We start from the raw sequence: 17,857 nt of genomic DNA on the forward strand, positions 1-17,857 counted from the left end.
CCCTTTGTTTCTATAGCCTCTATAAACTGGTTAATATGTCTATACCTATCTGGCTGGAGCTTGCCAGCTTACATTGACTCTGTCGTATTGTCCATAAATCGGTGGAACGACCGAGCCGCTTCCAGGAACTCCAAAACAAAGCCCGAATGTTTGGTTTGCGGATCTGTTATTAAAATAAGTAGTGGTTCCTATTCCCAAACTAGAAATATTCTGACAACCATAAGAGTCACAAATATAAACCAGCAAATCGCTTCTGTAGTTTAAAACGCTCCACTGCCATGACACGAGTGTAATAGTTGCATTTGGTGGAACATATTGACCAGTCGGGTTAAAGTCAGCACAATACCAGTAGCCCTTCGAATATGCATCCGGCCCTACTTTGGCATCGCTCCATGCGCCTGACGAGGCAAATGCTATGAGCGGCAGTGCGGCCACCAGTATCGCAACCATAGCTAAAACCAGCAACAACCTTCTGCGTTTTCTCATAAAGTCCTCCTGATTCTTTCGAAATTTTCAGAAACCAAAAATTACGCCCTCCTGTTTTGACCTCTGCTATCACCCCCTTTATTCTTTGAATTGCAAAGACAGACCTTAAAAAACTCATGATATTTGTTTAACACCTCTTGCTTTAAAAATCACCTGCCCGAATGAGTAGGGGACGAATCACCTACCCAAACAGGTAGGTGATTTTTTGTAGTCTTTTCTTCTCCCATAAATAGAAAAACTTTTTAGGAGGAGAAAAATGCTGTCAGTCACAACAGGAAAAACAAATGGTACGACCTTTCACCCTATCGGTATTCGTGAAGGCAACCTCATTGTGAAGAATCTGTTTATGGAAAGAGAAATAGTTCAGGCATACCATCTGCGGCACAAAATCTTTGCTCAGAAGTTGAAATGGGTTTCGGAAACAGAAAACATGCTGGAAATTGACGTTTACGATAATTATGCTATTCATTTCGGGGTTCTTGACCTTTATGGCAAGGTGTGGGCGTATATGAGACTGATAACGACTGAGAATACTTTTATGCTCGAAAAGGAATTTTTGCCGCTTGTGGGGCATGAACATGAAATAAGAAAAGAGGCAGATACTGCAGAACTTTCAAGGTGCTGTATAGCATCTGAGGCAAGAAGGCATAGGATATCTAATGAATTCGGCTCATTTGATATATTCAGCCTTCTTTTTAAAGGGATATATCAATGGTGCTCAAAAAATAATGTGCGGTATTTATACGGCGTAACTGACCATAGAGTCTATAAGTTGCTGCATATGAAAGGATTTTCTTTTGCATTGATAGATAAACCATATACGATGCCTGATGGAGTAGTTGCTGTGGCAGTGATGATGGATTGGAGAGAATTTGAAATCTTAAATGCTCTGAAGAGACCGGATATGTTAAAATGGTTTAATCAATTCCAGTTCAACAGCACGCGCAACGGCATGAGACCTGTTTGAAACATCAAGCTTCAGAAAAATATTCTTTATATGGTACTTAACAGTGTTTTGGCTCGCTGCAAGAATTTGGGATATATCCCATGTGTTTTTGCCCTCTTTTAACCATTTAAGCACTTCTTTTTCTTTTGATGTTAGAGAGATGATTGAGATATCATCATTTGTTTTGTGCTGACCCAAAACGCGAATGAAGGCTTGATGCAGGTGAGGAGTGATATGCGTTAAAATGATTTCTGTTCTAAGATTGGATTCTATAAAATCGCCGGAAAAAGAAAACAAGCTCCCCTCTGTTCCTTTATAGTTTTTGAGGCCATAGGAATAACCTTTTTTAAGGCCAAAGTCTTCGGCAGTCATTACAAAATCTTTGGGAGGAGTGTATTTTTTGTATGTATCAGCCCAGTATTGTAATGTAAAATTGTTAAAGTTTTCTTTAACGATTGGGTCAATATGATGATAGCTTTTTATAACATAATGGTCAAGCCATTCAGAAGGGAAAGGCGACATTTATCAGGTCGTAAGTATTTACGAGGTTATTTTTATCCCTTTTACCCAATAAGCAGGCAGTGTAATCATATGGAACCAAGACCTTTAAATCTAATAATAGTTCCCTGAAATCTTGTTCTTTCACGCAAGAAAGACTTTTGTGGATTAATTCCAAAAGGTGAATAGCATCTTGTTTAGATAGCAGATTGTTCAAGGCTGTATCAATTCCCCCCAAAATAGAGTACCTATATCTTATTTTATCAAAAATGAAAGATTATGCCATCGCTGCTGATGCTAATGATTGTCTATTTTTAAGTAGAGACATTAAAATTAATGAATGGAAAATCTTTGGATACTATTTGCCCTAATTTCTGCCTTTACTCTCGCTACCAGCGATGCGCTCACCAAAAAGGCATTGTCAGTTCATAATGAGTACCTTATTGCATGGCTCAGGCTCTTGTTTTCATTGCCCCTTCTTATCAGCACTCTTTTCTTTATTCCTGTCCCTCCTCTTGATAATCATTTCTACAGAGCATTTCTAACAGCACTGCCCCTCGAGATAGTTGCAATCATATTTTATATAAAGGCATTAAAGGTTTCTCCATTAAGTCTGACACTGCCGTTTCTTTCCCTTACGCCAGTATTTCTCATAATAGTTCCATACATTATTCTTGGAGAGAAGGTTTCGGTCATAGGCGCATTGGGTGTTCTGTTTATTGCAGTTGGAGGCTATACGCTCAATATCAAGGAATTTAAAAAGGGCGTTTTCGAGCCGTTTATTGCTATCAAAAAAGAGAAAGGTTCTATATTTATGATTGTTGTCGCCCTTATTTACAGTTTCACATCCTCCCTCGGCAAGAGGGCTATTGAGCATTCTTCCCCCATATTTTTCGGCGCCACTTATATTACATTGCTTGTTATTGTTCTAACGCCGATAGCTCTATATAAGGGAAGGGATGAGTTGAGATTTATATTTAATAATAACGGCGCATTGCGAACGTCCATTCTTCCAGGATTTCTCCAATCCGTTATGGTTATTTCCCATATGATAGCAATGAGCATGACAAAGGTCGCATATATGATCTCGGTTAAGAGATTGAGTCTTCTAATAGGTATATTTTATGGATATCTGTTCTTTAAGGAGTCAGGGATAAAGGAAAGAATGCTCGGGACTATTTTGATGCTTACAGGTTTTGTGCTGATTGTGCTTTTCCGCTAATATCTGTGACAAGCATAACCGGCTTTCGCTTCAGATGCTATTTTTCATGTTATAATTCTACATGAATAGGAAGTTTGTTTTTCTCGCACTTGTTTTTATCTCTACCGTTCTCTTTTTAAGTCCATTGCTGTATTCTGTCGAAAACAGAAAATCAGAAGTGCTCGTCATTACAGTAAACGGCGCCATCAATCCCGTTGTTTCAGAGTATATAGGCAAATCCATTAAAAAGGCTTCGGAGATGAATGCAGAGGCGCTGATTATCGAACTGGATACTCCCGGCGGACTCGATACATCAATGAGGAGTATCGCGAAGGATATTATCGGAAGCAGTGTTCCTGTTGTGGTCTATGTCTCACCAAGCGGTGCAAGGGCTGCATCAGCAGGGGTTTTTATAACGATGGCTGCGCATGTTGCTGCAATGTCGCCCGGCACAAATATAGGCGCTGCGCATCCAGTTGCGCTGGGAGAAAAGATGGACAAGGCTGTGGCAGAAAAGGCGGTTAACGATGCGGCAGCCTATATCAAGTCCATTGCAGAGACCCGAGGCAGGAATGTCAAATGGGCAGAGGATGCTGTGAGAAAGAGCGTTTCTGCAACAGAGACAGAGGCACTGAAGAGCAATATCATTGACCTGATTGCAAAGGATATAAGCGCACTTCTTTCCGAAATAGACGGAAAAAAGATAACTACAGCTTATGGAGATAAAACATTAAAAACCGCAGGTGCAAAAATCATCAGGCATGAAATGGGACTCAGACACAAGATTTTGAATCTAATAAGCGATCCAAATGTGGCCTATATACTCTTGATGCTCGGTTTTTACGGCCTGTTTTTTGAGCTGACGAATCCGGGTGCGATATTCCCTGGTGTTATCGGAGGCATATGCCTTGTCCTTGCCTTCTACTCATTCCAGACCCTTCCTGTGAATTATGCAGGACTTCTGCTTATTATCATCGGCCTTATACTATTCATACTCGAAGTAAAGGTCGCATCATACGGAATGCTGACCATCGGAGGGATAGTATCCATGGTCCTCGGCTCATTGATGCTCTTCGAATCGCCATTGCCGTTTCTAAAGCTCTCCCTTTCCGTAATCATTCCTGCTGTCATTGTCACTGCCCTGTTTTTTGTCCTTACCTTCAGACTTGCTTATAAGGCATACAAGAGAAAGCCTGTGACAGGGGCGGAAGGACTGATAGGCCTTGAGGGAATTGCAAAAACGGATATTACACCCGGCGGTGGAATGGTTGTAGTGCACGGCGAATTCTGGTCTGCATATTCGGATAATGTTATACAGAAAGAAGAACGGGTAGTTGTTGAGGATGTCAAGGGACTCAGGGTGAAGGTCAGGCCCAAAAAAATAATGAATTCCTTGCAAAAAGTGCAGCATATTCCTTAGAATAAATTCAGATTTATGAAGGCCCTCATTACAGGTGCAACAGGTTTTATAGGGAGCCATCTTGCAGGCGCCCTTATCCGTGAAGGTTTTGATGTTGCCTGTCTCGTAAGAAACCCTGCAAACCTGAGATTTCTTGAAGATATCAATGCCGGAATAATAAAGGGAGACTGCACGGACAGGGAATCACTTGCTGATGCTGTTAAGGGTGTTGATTATGTCTTTCATCTTGCAGGACTGACAAAGGCGTGCTCCGAAGCGGATTTTTTTAATGCAAATGTTAAAGGCACAGAGAACATCGTGCAGGCAGTGCTTGAAAATAATTCCCATATCAAGAGATTTGTCTATCTGAGCAGTCTTGCTGCAGCAGGGCCGAGCTGTGATGGTAGGCCTCTTAAGGAAGATAGCGAACCAGCCCCTGTATCCGTTTACGGAAAGACAAAGCTTGAAGGAGAGAAGATAGTCTTAGCGAATAAAAAGAATATGCCTGTAACTGTCATAAGACCTCCTGCTGTTTATGGGCCGAGAGACAGAGACCTGCTGATTTTCTTTAAAATGATAAAATCGGGCTTGATTCCTTATTGGGGTAAATGTTATTACTCTTTTTTATATGTGGAAGACTTGATAAATGGTATAATACTCTCTGCGCTGAGCAGGGATGCAGAGGGAGAGATTTTTTTCGTGTCAGATGGTAATATTTACTCCACTGATGATATTATTGAGGCAATATCCGATGCCCTGCAGAAGAGGCCGGTGAGACTGAATATCCCTAAATTTGTTATGCCGCTGCTCGGATTCATCTCTGAGAAGGCAAAAGGAGCCAGAAAAGGAATAAATATAATAAATACGGATAAGATAAAAGAGATGAGGCATTCCCACTGGATTTGCGACACGACAAGGGCAGCAGAGAGGCTGAAGTTTGAGCCGAAGGTAAAAATAAAGGAAGGAGCAAAATGGACAGCAGACTGGTACAGGATACATCAATGGCTATGAATCAGAAGACAGAAAACAAAAGACAGATGACAGATATTTTTGAAAAATGTTTTAAATTTAATACCGCAAAGGCATTGCAGAAGGCAGGAGTTTATCCTTTCTTCAGGGTAATAGAGAGCGCACAGGACCCCGAGGTAGTAATAAACGGCAGAAAAATGATAATGGTTGGTTCGAACAATTACCTCGGCCTTACAAATCATCCAAAGGTGAAAGAGGCAGCGATAGAGGCCGTAAAAAAATACGGCACGGGTTGCGCAGGCTCACGGTTCCTCAACGGCACTCTCGACATCCATGTGGAACTGGAAGAGAAGCTTGCCAATTTCATGAGGAAGGAGGCTGCCCTTGTCTTCTCGACGGGGTTTCAGGTTAATCTTGGCGTAATATCCGCCCTTGTTGGAAAAGATGACGTGGTCATTATCGACAAGATGGATCATGCAAGCATTGTTGACGGCTGCAGGCTCTCATGTGGAGAGGTCAAGAGATTCAAGCACAATGACATGTCCGACCTCGAAAGAATCCTCAATGAGAATAACGGCAGGGGAAAACTTGTGGTTGTTGACGGTGTGTTCAGCATGGAAGGAGATATTATTAATCTTCCTGATGTGATTAATATAACGAAGAAATACGGAGTAAGGCTTTTTGTGGATGATGCTCACGGAATTGGTGTCCTGGGCAAGACAGGCAGGGGCACTGCAGAGCATTTCGGTCTGGAGAACGAAGTGGATTTAATAATGGGAACTTACAGCAAATCCCTTGCATCCATAGGCGGCTTTATAGCAGGCGATGCAGATGTCATTCATTACATAAAGCACTTTGCAAGGGCATTGATATTCAGCGCAAGCCCGCCTCCTGCATCGATAGCAGCGGTCAGTGCAGCAGTGGATATAATCGAGAACGAGCCTGAAAGGATAGAAAGGCTATGGAAAAATACAAACAAGATGTTTAAGGGCTTTAAAGAGCTTGGGTTTGATTTAGGCCCGAGCGAGACTCCCATTATCCCCATTATTGTGGGAGAGGATGAGACTGCATTTAAGTTTGTTATGATGCTTCAGGAAGGGGGAGTATTTGCAAATGTCGCTGTCTCGCCTGCAGTCCCTCCGGGGAAGGCTCTTATAAGAACGAGCTACATGGCCACGCATACGGATGAGCATCTCGACAAGGTGCTTGAGGCATTCAAGAAGGTCGGCAAGGCGATGGGGCTGATATAAATAGAAGTGGAGATAATAGAAGCCAGAACAAAATCAGAGATCAATTCTTTTATAAAATTCCCTCTTGAGCTTTATAAGAACGACAGTCTTTATGTCCCTCGGTTGACTATGGACATGAAGACACACTTTTCTCAGAAAAACCCCTTCTTAAAACATGCAGATGTGAATTTTTTTTTCGCATTAAAGAATGGCAATATTGTCGGCCGCATAGCATCCATTATCAATCCTGATCACATTAAGGTTCAGAAAGAGAAGGCAGGCTTTTTCGGTTTTTTTGAGTGCATTAATAACAAAGAGATTTCTGATGCCCTGTTAAACATAGTCCAGGATGAATTGAAAAGTCAGGGCATGGAGATTATGCGCGGGCCAATGAATTTTTCCACGAACGAGGAATGCGGTTTTTTTATCGATGGATTTGACAGTTCTCCCATGCTCATGATGCCTTATAATCCTCCTTATTACAATGATTTGGTGACTGCCTTCGGCATGTCAAAATCGAAAGACCTCTATGCATATATTTACGATATGCAGGAAGAATTGCCGGAGAAGGTTTTGCGGGTAGCCGCATTGGCTGAAAGAAAAGGAATAACGGTCAGGACTATCGATAAAAAGAATTTCATGGCTGATATGAAGATTTTCCAGGACGTCTATAATTCCGCATGGAAAAATAACTGGGGCTTCATTCCCATTACCGATGAAGAGCTTTCTTACAGTGCCAAAAGACTGAAACCCCTCGTAGTCCCTGAACTCACACTTATTGCTGAGAAGGATGGGGAGCCGATAGGATTTCTCGGGCTAATCCCCGATTATAATTTTGTTTTGAAAAAGATGAAGGGCAGGCTTAATCCGTTGACGATAATAAAGGCGCTTTATTATTCCAAAAAACTAACCGACCTCAGATTGCTGCTTTATGGCATTAAACCCGAATACCGCAACAGGGGGGTCGATGCACTTCTGTTTAAAGTGGGACATAAGAACATTAAAAAAGGCGGGTATAAGAGAATAGAGCTTTCGTGGATTCTTGAAGACAACATTCAGGCAATAAGACTTTGCGAGATGTTCGGGGCGAGGCTGTATAAGAGATACAGGATATACGAAAAGGCAATAGGTATAGGTAAATGAGTAAATGAGCAAATGGGTAAATGAGTGGAAAGGTGCATCTTAGGAATTCTCATCTGCTCATCTACTCATTCACTCATCTACCTTTTTCAGCACAATCACCGCATTGACTCCCCCGAATCCGAATGAGTTTGTAATAGCAATTTTTATATCTGCCTCTTTTTTTTCTGTTATTACATTAATATTGCATTCATGGTCTTTTTGGGTAATATTGATTGTCGGAGGGATGATTTCTTCTTTGATGCTCATGGCAGTGCATGCAACTTCAAAAGACCCTGATGCTGCAAGCATGTGTCCTGTCATGGATTTTATTGAAGTTACCGGGGCCGGAATATTGCTTCTAAAGATATTCTTTATTGCATTTGCCTCCACCATGTCTCCGATTGGCGTTGATGTGCCGTGGGCATTGATATAATCGACATCCTCAGGTGAAACTCCTGCATCTTCAAGGGAGGAATGTATAGCCCTTATTTCGCCTTCGATGTCAGGTCTTGTTATGTGATATGCGTCTGTTGTGCTGCTGTAACCAATAATTTCGCCATAGATTTCAGTATTTCTTTTTATTGCAGATGCATACTCCTCAAGCACCAGTATGCACGCACCCTCTGCAAGGACAAAACCGTCCCTTTTTGTGTCAAACGGCCTGCTTGCAGAGGGATTATCTGTTTTTGATAACGCACCAGAAATGCCATATCCCTCAACACAAAACCTGCATATCGGCGCCTCTGTCCCGCCTGCAATCACTATATCTGCGTAGCCATGCTTTATCAGCCTGTATGCCTCTCCAATGGCATTTGTTCCTGATGCACAGGCATTGGAAATTCCTAAACAATGACCTTTAGTGCCCAGTTTCTGCGCCACGTAAGATGCAGCCATGCTTATTGTTGTTGAGGGCATTAAATAAGAAGATAGTTTAGAGTTAGGAGTTAGGAGTTTAGAGAGTTCTTTTTCGATTGTTGTGATTCCACCCCTGCTTGAACCTATTATGACGCCGGCATTATCAAATTCGAATTTCGAATTTCGAATTTTGGATTTGAGGAGTCCTGCATCTTCAGCAGCCATTGTTGCTGCTGCAACTGCATAGTGCAAAAAGGGGTCAAGTTTTAAAATCTCTTTTTTGGAAAGATACAATTCAGGATTGAATCCCTTAACTTCTCCTGCCATTGTCCATGACAAACCCGTCGTGTCGAATTTTGAAATCCTGCTTATGCCGGAAATGCCTTTCTTGACAAGAGACCATGAATCAAAAAAATTATTTGCCAATGGCGTGACTGCACCTATGCCTGTGATCATTATCCTTCTCATTGTAAACCTATAGTAACATAATTGGTTTACAAAACGATTAACTCTTTCATTTATTTCGAAATTGTGGTAAATTTATACCATATATATGGCAAAGTCCCTTAAGGAACAAAGAGAGAAACTGGGCAAGGAACTAAAGGAGGTTGCCAGGATAACCCGCATAAAGGCAAGCTATCTTAAGGCAATAGAGGAAGAGGATTTTGCAAAATTACCTGTTGAGGTGTATACAAAGGGATATATCAGGGAGTATGCAAAATTCCTCGGATACCCTTCTGATGCAGCAATTGCCCTGTATGAGGCATATCTTGAAGAGATAAAGGGAGGGAAGGAGAAGAATCTGGCGGATATCCCTTCTGATGAGAAAACTTCAGACAATATCCCGTCAGAGAGCATAGAAAAGACACCTTCCTTTAAATCAGAATCAAAGGGTGTTTCCGGTGTTAGAGGTTTTTCTCAAAGAATATTAGTGGCTGTTTCCATAGCCGGGATAGCTCTTTTAATATATCTACTGCTCCCCGGCGGAAAGAGTGCACCACCAGTGCAGCAGAAGACGGAGCCCGGAGTGCAATATAAAATCCCCGATGTCACTCCGCCGGTGCCGGTACAGGATGCCAAACAGGAAAAAACAATCCATTCAACTCCAGCAGGCCAAGCAGGGATATCTAATGCTCCTCTGACACCGCCTGATAAATCAGGAGATAAAAATAAGACAGTCCAAAAGAAGATGCACAATCTCGATATTACCGCTGTAGATAAGACATGGATACAGATAATCATCGATGGCGCTGATAAAAAGGAAGTGCTCCTGAATCCCGGAGAAAAGGTGAATTATGAGGCTAACCAGTCCATTGATTTATTAATAGGGAATGCTGCCGGTGTGAAGCTGAAATTTGACGACAAAGAGTTCGAAGGACTCGGAGAAAAAGGACAGGTAATAAAACTGAGTCTCCCTTCTGCAACCCCTCAAACACCTCAGCCCTCCAATTCCTCAAATCTTTAAAGCTCAAATTACGAATGATACAACAGCAGGTGTTCATCAAAGACTTTACAAAGTGTTATTCTTTATGCATATTAGAGATAATAAATGTCTCATCCAAATAGTGAGCAATGTAGTAGATGACGGATTCAAGATAATGTTTTGCAATATTTCAAAGTGTAAAGTCTTTTCAGCACACCTGCTGTTGTATGTTAGGTGATACTTTCGTAATTTTGGTTGAAGCCGCAAATGAAGATAGGGACTATCAGCGATTATATCAATAAAAAAACGGTCATTATTTTTGTTGTTCAATTTCTATTGGTCATAACCGTTCTAAGTTATAAGGCATGGAAGGATACCAGTGTGGAATGCATAAGATGCCACTCTGACAAAGAAAAGATGACCAGACTGGGCTATCCCCAGTTTTATGTGACCCATGAGATGGTTGAAAGGGAATCTAAACATCCCAATGTAAAGTGCCATGAATGCCACCTCGGTAACGGAAGGGCAAAGGAACCGGATAATGCTCACAAGGGAATGCTCACTGTCTTGTTAATAGACGACGATGGCAATGTGCTTAAGAGAAAGGAAGTTTATCCAAATTCGCTGCTGCCGTCAGGAAACGACATGATAAGGCAGATGCTGCCGAAGATAGAGCAGGACGGAGAACTCTTGCCGCATCCGGATGTAAGGAATGTCCTCTGGCACGACAGGAATCCTAAGACATTTAATTTTGATCCTAATATTGCAAAAAAGACCTGCGGCAAATCAGGATGCCATCCGGAAGAGCTCAAGCAATTCAAGACAACCATCATGGCAACAAATTTCAGGCAGAGGACAATGAGGACATGGCTTGAGCCATACGGGCCTCACAACTGCGGGCCGTCATTTGCCGACCTGCCGCCAATGGAGGTTTTAAGGAACGCAGGTTTTCAATTCAAAAATACGGAAGATATAAGAAAAGAACTTAATGTCCCTTTTTCAAGAGAACAGGCAGTGGCGAAACAGAAATTCTGCAATGTCTGTCATGCCGGCTGTCTGGACTGCCACTACGAACCTGACAGGAAAAAAGGAGTTCACAATTTTACCAACAAGCCCACATCGATAAGCTGTGCAGGATACGGAAGGGGGACGAGCATCTGCCATCCAGGTGCAATGCAGAGCAGACGGGGAGAGACCTATATTGGAGGCGATTACTCGATACCGACAGGCATGAACCCGGATGTTCATTATAAAAAAGATATACATTGTGTTGACTGCCATACCACAGGCGAAAAGGGAATGGGCGACATGCAGAGAAAGGCTAATTGTCAGGACTGTCACATAGAGATAGAGGAGGCCCATAAAAAGAGCATTCATAAGAATATGGACTGTGCAACGTGCCACATAAGTGAATTGAGGGGCTATCAGATTACCATATGGGGGCCGGGATTGATTGCAGGAAAGGAGAACCCGTTCAAGAAGTATTCCCTTTATTACGGCATTCAGGGCCCTCCCATACTCATGAAAGACCAGAAGGGTAAATGGATGCCGGTGAAGATCTGGCCCCACAGTGTGGGCAATATCAAACCGGATGTCAAACCATCTGAAAAACTTATGTTCAGATGGCCTAATGGAGAGACAAGGGATGCATATTATGTGGTGGGTACGTTCAGCCTTCCGGAGGGGGAGTCCGTGAGGGGGACAAAGTCCCCTTCACGTTCTAATAAACACCTGTTGTGGTTTGAAATTGAGCAGGCAGCCCATCCATACGGAAAGGCGAGGAAATGTGAAAGCTGCCATAAAAAGCCGGTGGTCAGCAGTCAGCAGTCAGCGGTCTCCACATGGGAGTTCATGGATTATCAGGGAGCAGAGCCATTTAAGGGAGGGTATAAGATCATAGCTGACAGGGACGGGTTAAGGGTTGTGGATATGAAAAATACAACCCCTGTTAAATTGCTCGAAGGCTATCAATTAGAGGACTTTGCATCGTGGATATTCCTTAAGGATAAATGGCAGATGCCAGGTGATTTTTCCATAAAAGCAGAAAGGGAGAAATACAACAAGTATCTGACAATCGCAAATAAAATTGATAACGAGCTCAAAATCCTCGATAATTATATTAAGAGTAAGGATAAGAAAATACAAAAACGGTTTAAAGAACTCAAAGGCATAGTCCTTCATAATCAGGACGGTGCAATAGAAAGAATGGGAGAATTTAAGGCAAAGCTGAAATAGGAGAAATTGTTCAAAGATTGCAGAATATGATAACATTGATATATATGCTATCAATGGAGGTGTTAAATGACTTCGCAGATATTTGGTAAGAGTTGACAAGGATATAAAAGACAAGTTTCAGAGATTGAGCAGGTTTGAGCATAAATCAGTCAATGAAAAGCTCTGCGAGCTTATTAAGGACTATGTGGAAGAGCACAATATTGAGAATGCCATGAAAGGGCTTTGGAGCGAAATCGGCAGTTCTCTGAAAAAGAAAGGATATAAGGTATCTAATGTGGAAAAGACCATCAGAAAAGTCCGCTCGGGAAAATAAGAGCGACAATAGGCACAAATGTGTTCGTTTCCTCATTTTTCGGAGACATTCCACTCAAGGTTATTGAATATTGGTTCTCCGGCAGATTGACGCTCTGTGTGTCAAAGCCTATCCTGAAAGAATATTTTGAGGTATTGAGCAGGTTTGAGTTTGAGGACAATTCTCTCTTATACAGGCTGATGTCGGCTTTTGAGAAAAATTTCAATCTCCTGTTTGTAAATAATCCCAAGGAACAGTTGTGGATAAAGGAAGACCCTGCCGACAACAAATTCATCGCCTGCGCCATAGCGCTCAAGGCCGATTATATTGTTTCGGGAGACGCTCATCTAAGGAAATTGAAAAATATCGGAAAGATAAAAATTGTATCGCCCGCCGAGATGCTCGGCTTTTTAAGGGATTAGCGCTATCATTTTTGTGTTACAATTGGTCTATGATCACCAAGGAATTCCTTACATCGTTTTTCAAAGAAAAGGTCACACAACCCCTCAGCTTCATGGAGGTCGTCTATAACTTAAATCTCACCCCTCCCGAAAGGCGCAAACTCAAAAGGCTTCTCAGGGAAATGGTCAATGACGGCGATATTGTCAGGACAAGGAAAGGCCTTTATGGCCCTGCCGAGGAGATGAACCTTATTACAGGCTACTTTGAGGCGCACAGGGACGGGTATGGATTCGTGATACTCGAAAAACCTGGAGAGAGGGATGTATTCATCCCTGCAAGGGCAACCCTCGGTGCAATGGACAACGACAGGGTTATTGCGAGGATCGAGAACAGACGCCGCAGGGAAGGCGCCATAATCCGAATACTTGAAAGGGCGCATACACGCATGGTCGGGACATTCGAAGCCGGAAGGGCTGGATTTTATGTCAGGCCTAAAAACAAATCGGTCCCCTTTGACCTCTATATCGCCCCGAAAGAAAAAGGCAAGGCAAAGGACGGAGACAGCGTAATTGCAGAGATAATAAGCTACCCATCTGACAAAAGGCCTCCTGCGGGCAGGATAATAAAAATATTAGAAAAGCCGGAAACACCGCTCGATGAAGTGGAAGGCATAATAGATGAATTCAACCTGCCGAGAAGATTCCCCCATAATGTCATTGAAGAGGCGAAAAGCCTTTATGCAAAGGGGCTTAAAAACAGAGAGCATAAAAGGAAAGACCTGTGCAGCCTTCCCACAGTAACCATCGATGGCGAAATGGCAAAGGACTTTGACGATGCCATATCAATCAAAAGAACAGATGATGGTTACAGGCTGTGGGTGCACATAGCAGATGTAGGTTTTTTTGTGGGATGGGATTCCTTAATAGATAAGGAGGCCAGGAAAAGGGGGACGAGCGTTTATTTTCCTGACAGGGTGATCCCCATGCTTCCAAAGGAACTCTCAGAGGACTTGTGCAGTTTAAGACCAAAAGTGGAAAGGATGGCCTTCACTGTTGAGATGGATTTTGACATGCATGGTGAGCGGACCGATGCAAGATTTTATCCCAGCATTATCAACAGCAATGAGAGGATGACGTATACATCTGTGAAGAAGATACTCGTGGATGAAGACCGAAAGGAAAGACAAAAATACGATTATCTGCTTCAGGATTTTGAGATGATGGGAGAGTTGTGCAATATCCTGAAATCACGCAGACTTAAAAGGGGGAGCCTCGATTTCGACCTTCCCGAGCCTGAGGTGCTTCTGGATATTCAGGGAAATCCTGAGAACATAATAAGGGCAGAGAGAAATTTTGCACACATGATAATAGAGGAGTTCATGATCGCTGCAAATGAGGCTGTTGCAGGGCATCTCGAAGCCCTTAATATTCCAAGCCTTTACAGGATACACGAAGAGCCTGATCCAATGAAGCTCGAAGGCATTATGAAAATCATAGGCTCTCTGAGAATTCTGAAAAGGACAAAGACTATAGCTCCAAAAGACTTCTCTGACCTGATCAAGCAGATTCAGGGCACTCCTGAAGAGGAGATAATAAATCACATGATACTGAGGAGCCTGAAACAAGCAAGGTATTCTGCAGTGAACGTAGGACATTTTGGACTGGCCTCCGAAAGCTATAGCCATTTTACCTCGCCTATCAGAAGGTATCCTGACCTTGTTGTACACAGGATATTGAGGGAGGTTTTAACTAAAAAACATCTCGGTGATAAGAGAATCAAGGATCTGGAATCCCTTTTGCCTGATATTGCATTCCATTCATCGAGGATGGAAAGGCAGGCGGATGAGGCAGAGAGGGCTGTTCTGAGTGCCATGAGGGTATGGTTTATGAGGGATAAGGTGGGAGAGGAATTTGAAGGGAAGGTCGTCTCTGTTACGCCATACGGCCTGAAGATAAGGCTTAAGGACTATTATGTAGAGGGTTTTCTCCATGTATCGTATATGGCCGATGATTTTTATCAGTATGATGAAAAGAGCCTGAGCCTTCACGGAGTTCACAGGAAAAAGAGATTCACAATAGGCAAGGAATTGAAGGTAAGGATCGACAGGGTTGATATGGAGGAAAGGGAGATAGTTTTAGGAATATAAAATTTTTATGCCGGCATGTTAAGCTATTCACTACAGAGACCCATCTTTATCGCTGAATCTGGGATTATATTATGAACAGGAAAATCCAGGTTGCTATATCAGCGGCATTACTTTTATATGCCTGTGTAGCATTTGCAGGTATCGAAAACACAAAGCATAATCTTTCATACAAACATCGGGCAGAGGTCTGCATCTGGTGTCATACCCCGCATACAGAGCTAAGCGGTGTTCAGCTCTGGAACAAGGAGGCCAAACCGGCAGTCTATTCCACTTATGGAACGAGCATGGCTGGAGTAACCGAAGATACATCCCCTAATACGCTGTCAAAGGTATGCCTTTCCTGCCATGACGGAACACAGGCGTATAACCTGAACATTGACGAAAAAGCATGGCAAAAAAGTAATCTGACACATTCGCAAATAATCCAGTCTGCTGATGAAATAGGCAACACGCGTAATCATCATACGGTATCCATTGCCTATAATGAGCGCAGCAGACACCTGAAGCCGAGGGGTGCGACGCTCTCGGGCTGGAAAGGCGCAGGCATCATAGCCGATCTGCTAAGGAACGGCAGGGTTGAATGTTCGAGCTGTCATGACCCTCACGTAAGCGATAATCAATTCTTTTTGAGGCATAATGACAGAAGCACATTCTGCTACGGATGTCACGGATGGAAGTGAAGAGAAGTTTTTCAGGGATAGTTCTTATCATTCTTGTTTCATTCCTTTTTACAGCCTCCTTCGCTGTTTTGGCAGAAGCCAGAATACCCGACTTCGCACAGAAACAGAAGAAGGCGGTTGTTGTTATTTCAATTCATGACAGGAATGGAAACGAGGTTGCCTCCGGAAGCGGCTTTATTGTCGACAGTAACGGCATAGTAGCAACGAGCTGCAAAATAATCTCTCAATGGCTCGAAGATGTGGAATATGCGCTTATTGTAAGGACTGAAGGGAAAGGCTCTTATCCTATCAATAAATTAATATCTTACAACCGCAGGCATGATATAGCATTGTTCGAGATAAAGGCAGAAGGACTTGCTGCTGTCCAGCTTCCCCCTGATTACAGGTCTTCAGAATATATCAAAAGGCAGATTGCATTATATAAGAAACTTGCAAAAAAAGAATTGCCTCAAAAACCATTGATTGAAGCACCAAAATCGCTAATAGAACTACAAAAGCCAGAAATTCCTGTTGAAATCAGAAAACCTGCAAAAAAAACAGAAGTGAAAAAAGACAATGCCGAAGAATATTTTATGAAAGGCCTGAAGCATGAGAGATCAAACCAATATGCAGATGCTGCAGAAGCATACAAAAGGGCTTTAAAGATTAAACCTGACTACATGGATGCCTATGTTAATTTGGGAGCGGTTTATTACAAGATCGGCAAATATTCGGATGCCATCGATGCGTATAAACATGCCGTAAAGATTAAGCCCGATTTTCAGGCAATTTACAATAAGCTCGGCACTATCTATATCATTACAGGCAGGTATTCGGCAGCCCTCGACACCCTTAAGCAGGCCATAGGCATCGACTCAAGAAATCCAGATACTCATTTTAATCTGGGCATTGCCTATTATTTAAACGGAGACAAGGACGCTGCATACGAAGAATACATAATCCTGAATAAGCTTGATGCAAGGCGTGCGGAAGATTTGTTCGATCTGCTCTACAGATGATTTTAATCTCAGCTGGTCATATTTATATGTCAGGCACTGCTACAGCGCCTGACATATAATTTTAGATTCAAATTGCTTAAGGTTTGATTTCTATCGGTGTGCCGTCTGAAACAAGCTGCCAGATTTCGTCTATCTCGTGATTTGTGACCGCAATGCACCCGTCTGTCCAGTCAAGGCGTCTGTGAAATTTATCAATATCCTCCAGCTCCTTTGGCAGGCCGTGAATCGCTATGCTGTTGCCCGGAGACACGCCGAGCCTTCTGGCATTTTGTATATCGGATTTATTTGGATACGATATGTTGATTGCCTTATAATACTTGCTGTGCTGGTTTCTCGAAGTTATGATGTAATTTCCTTCAGGGGTTTTCTGGTCTCCTGTTTGAGTCTTGCGGCCATCTGGACTTTTGCCGAGGGCGATTCTGTAGGTTTTTATTATTTCGCTGTCTTTCAATAATATCATGACCCGCTTGCTTTTGATAACGATCACCTTATCGGCTTTGGGAAATGTCGCCCACGTGATTGAGGAAAAGAGCAGACAGCTTAATATCGATACGGCAATTAATAATATTATTCTTCTTGCCATCATTACCTATATTTTCGGGAAGTTGGAAAATTTATTTATTATATAATAAGGCGAGAGGGAATATGCCAGCGCAGGCAATTATCCAGATAACAGAGGATACATTTGAACATGTTTTGCAGGCTTTTAATGATACACCCATTATTGACCTCCGTGAAGTTTCTTTCATCGACCCTTATGGAATGGTCGGCATTCTTGAGATTGGGGAACTTCTAAAATCAAATAGTATTCAAAAGACCATTCATCTCCCAATGTCAGAAGAAGTCCTGAAATACCTTGAAAGGATGGACTTCTTCAAATTTGCAGGTGAATACTTCAGTCTTGAGCCCTCAGCGCCATATATATCTGAAAAATATCCGGATAGGGGACTGTCCCTATTTACGGACGCAGCAAAGC

At 42.5% G+C, this 17,857-nt stretch carries 18 protein-coding genes; 14 read left to right on the forward strand and 4 right to left on the reverse strand.

Going from position 1 to position 17,857, the window contains the following annotated elements:
- Positions 1 to 45: 45 nt before the first annotated feature.
- A complete protein-coding gene (locus V7L97_RS04045) occupies positions 46 to 486 on the reverse strand; it encodes a flagellar protein FlhE (RefSeq protein ID WP_333653581.1) in 441 nt (146 codons plus the stop codon).
- Positions 487 to 742: 256 nt separating this feature from the next.
- On the opposite strand from V7L97_RS04045, the gene V7L97_RS04050 reads away from it, so the two are divergent.
- The gene (locus tag V7L97_RS04050) at positions 743 to 1,453 is read left to right on the forward strand and encodes an acyl-homoserine-lactone synthase (RefSeq protein WP_333653582.1); all 711 of its coding nucleotides are present in this window, start codon (positions 743 to 745) and stop codon (positions 1,451 to 1,453) included.
- Here V7L97_RS04050 and V7L97_RS04055 read toward each other — a convergent pair.
- Positions 1,394 to 1,954: a helix-turn-helix transcriptional regulator gene (locus V7L97_RS04055; RefSeq protein ID WP_333653583.1), complete on the reverse strand. Its 561-nt coding sequence runs from the start codon at positions 1,952 to 1,954 to the stop codon at positions 1,394 to 1,396. The two genes, V7L97_RS04050 and V7L97_RS04055, sit on opposite strands and share 60 nt — an antisense overlap.
- A gap of 316 nt (positions 1,955 to 2,270) precedes the next feature.
- Here V7L97_RS04055 and V7L97_RS04060 point away from each other — a divergent pair, with 316 nt between their 5' ends.
- The 5 genes from V7L97_RS04060 (at position 2,271) to V7L97_RS04080 (ending at position 7,871) form a co-directional block, all read left to right on the forward strand.
- A complete protein-coding gene (locus V7L97_RS04060; protein ID WP_333653584.1) occupies positions 2,271 to 3,152 on the forward strand; it encodes an EamA family transporter in 882 nt (293 codons plus the stop codon).
- 61 nt (positions 3,153 to 3,213) lie between these two features.
- Positions 3,214 to 4,551: an NfeD family protein gene (locus V7L97_RS04065; protein ID WP_333653586.1), complete on the forward strand. Its 1,338-nt coding sequence runs from the start codon at positions 3,214 to 3,216 to the stop codon at positions 4,549 to 4,551.
- Between the two features lie 15 nt (positions 4,552 to 4,566).
- Positions 4,567 to 5,541 carry an NAD-dependent epimerase/dehydratase family protein gene (locus tag V7L97_RS04070; protein ID WP_333653588.1) on the forward strand — a complete coding sequence of 325 codons (975 nt, stop codon included), beginning with the start codon at positions 4,567 to 4,569 and terminating at the stop codon, positions 5,539 to 5,541.
- On the forward strand, positions 5,538 to 6,749 hold the full coding sequence (locus tag V7L97_RS04075) for an aminotransferase class I/II-fold pyridoxal phosphate-dependent enzyme (protein ID WP_442891745.1): 1,212 nt from the start codon (positions 5,538 to 5,540) through the stop codon (positions 6,747 to 6,749). Before V7L97_RS04070 ends, V7L97_RS04075 begins: the two co-directional genes overlap by 4 nt.
- Positions 6,750 to 6,755: 6 nt before the next feature.
- Positions 6,756 to 7,871: a GNAT family N-acetyltransferase gene (locus tag V7L97_RS04080; protein WP_333653592.1), complete on the forward strand. Its 1,116-nt coding sequence runs from the start codon at positions 6,756 to 6,758 to the stop codon at positions 7,869 to 7,871.
- 69 nt (positions 7,872 to 7,940) lie between these two features.
- On the opposite strand, the gene V7L97_RS04085 is transcribed toward V7L97_RS04080, so the two are convergent.
- Positions 7,941 to 9,173 carry a beta-ketoacyl-[acyl-carrier-protein] synthase family protein gene (locus V7L97_RS04085; RefSeq protein ID WP_333653594.1) on the reverse strand — a complete coding sequence of 411 codons (1,233 nt, stop codon included), beginning with the start codon at positions 9,171 to 9,173 and terminating at the stop codon, positions 7,941 to 7,943.
- An 85-nt stretch (positions 9,174 to 9,258) separates the two neighbouring features.
- Here V7L97_RS04085 and V7L97_RS04090 point away from each other — a divergent pair, with 85 nt between their 5' ends.
- The 7 genes from V7L97_RS04090 (at position 9,259) to V7L97_RS04120 (ending at position 16,881) form a co-directional block, all read left to right on the forward strand.
- A complete protein-coding gene (locus V7L97_RS04090) occupies positions 9,259 to 10,170 on the forward strand; it encodes a helix-turn-helix domain-containing protein (RefSeq protein ID WP_333653596.1) in 912 nt (303 codons plus the stop codon).
- A gap of 225 nt (positions 10,171 to 10,395) precedes the next feature.
- Complete coding sequence (locus tag V7L97_RS04095) at positions 10,396 to 12,363, forward strand: hypothetical protein (protein ID WP_333653597.1); 1,968 nt, start codon at positions 10,396 to 10,398, stop codon at positions 12,361 to 12,363.
- Between the two features lie 82 nt (positions 12,364 to 12,445).
- A complete protein-coding gene (locus V7L97_RS04100; protein WP_333653598.1) occupies positions 12,446 to 12,676 on the forward strand; it encodes a hypothetical protein in 231 nt (76 codons plus the stop codon).
- A gap of 8 nt (positions 12,677 to 12,684) precedes the next feature.
- Positions 12,685 to 13,077: a putative toxin-antitoxin system toxin component, PIN family gene (locus tag V7L97_RS04105; RefSeq protein ID WP_333653629.1), complete on the forward strand. Its 393-nt coding sequence runs from the start codon at positions 12,685 to 12,687 to the stop codon at positions 13,075 to 13,077.
- A gap of 29 nt (positions 13,078 to 13,106) precedes the next feature.
- Complete coding sequence (gene rnr, locus V7L97_RS04110) at positions 13,107 to 15,203, forward strand: ribonuclease R (protein WP_333653599.1); 2,097 nt, start codon at positions 13,107 to 13,109, stop codon at positions 15,201 to 15,203.
- A 71-nt stretch (positions 15,204 to 15,274) separates the two neighbouring features.
- Positions 15,275 to 15,883 (forward strand): cytochrome c3 family protein, encoded by a 609-nt coding sequence (locus tag V7L97_RS04115; RefSeq protein ID WP_333653601.1) that lies wholly within the window; start codon positions 15,275 to 15,277, stop codon positions 15,881 to 15,883.
- Positions 15,874 to 16,881 (forward strand): tetratricopeptide repeat-containing S1 family peptidase, encoded by a 1,008-nt coding sequence (locus tag V7L97_RS04120; protein WP_333653603.1) that lies wholly within the window; start codon positions 15,874 to 15,876, stop codon positions 16,879 to 16,881. The genes V7L97_RS04115 and V7L97_RS04120 overlap by 10 nt, the downstream gene beginning before the upstream one ends.
- Positions 16,882 to 16,957: 76 nt before the next feature.
- Here V7L97_RS04120 and V7L97_RS04125 read toward each other — a convergent pair whose 3' ends face one another.
- Positions 16,958 to 17,368 (reverse strand): L,D-transpeptidase family protein, encoded by a 411-nt coding sequence (locus V7L97_RS04125; RefSeq protein WP_333653605.1) that lies wholly within the window; start codon positions 17,366 to 17,368, stop codon positions 16,958 to 16,960.
- A gap of 158 nt (positions 17,369 to 17,526) precedes the next feature.
- Here V7L97_RS04125 and V7L97_RS04130 point away from each other — a divergent pair.
- The coding region (locus tag V7L97_RS04130) for a hypothetical protein (protein WP_333653606.1) at positions 17,527 to 17,857 on the forward strand (331 nt) is incomplete at its 3' end.

It is taken from the genome of Dissulfurispira sp., from assembly GCF_036745535.1.
In the GTDB taxonomy this organism is placed as follows: Bacteria; Nitrospirota; Thermodesulfovibrionia; order Thermodesulfovibrionales; family Dissulfurispiraceae; genus Dissulfurispira.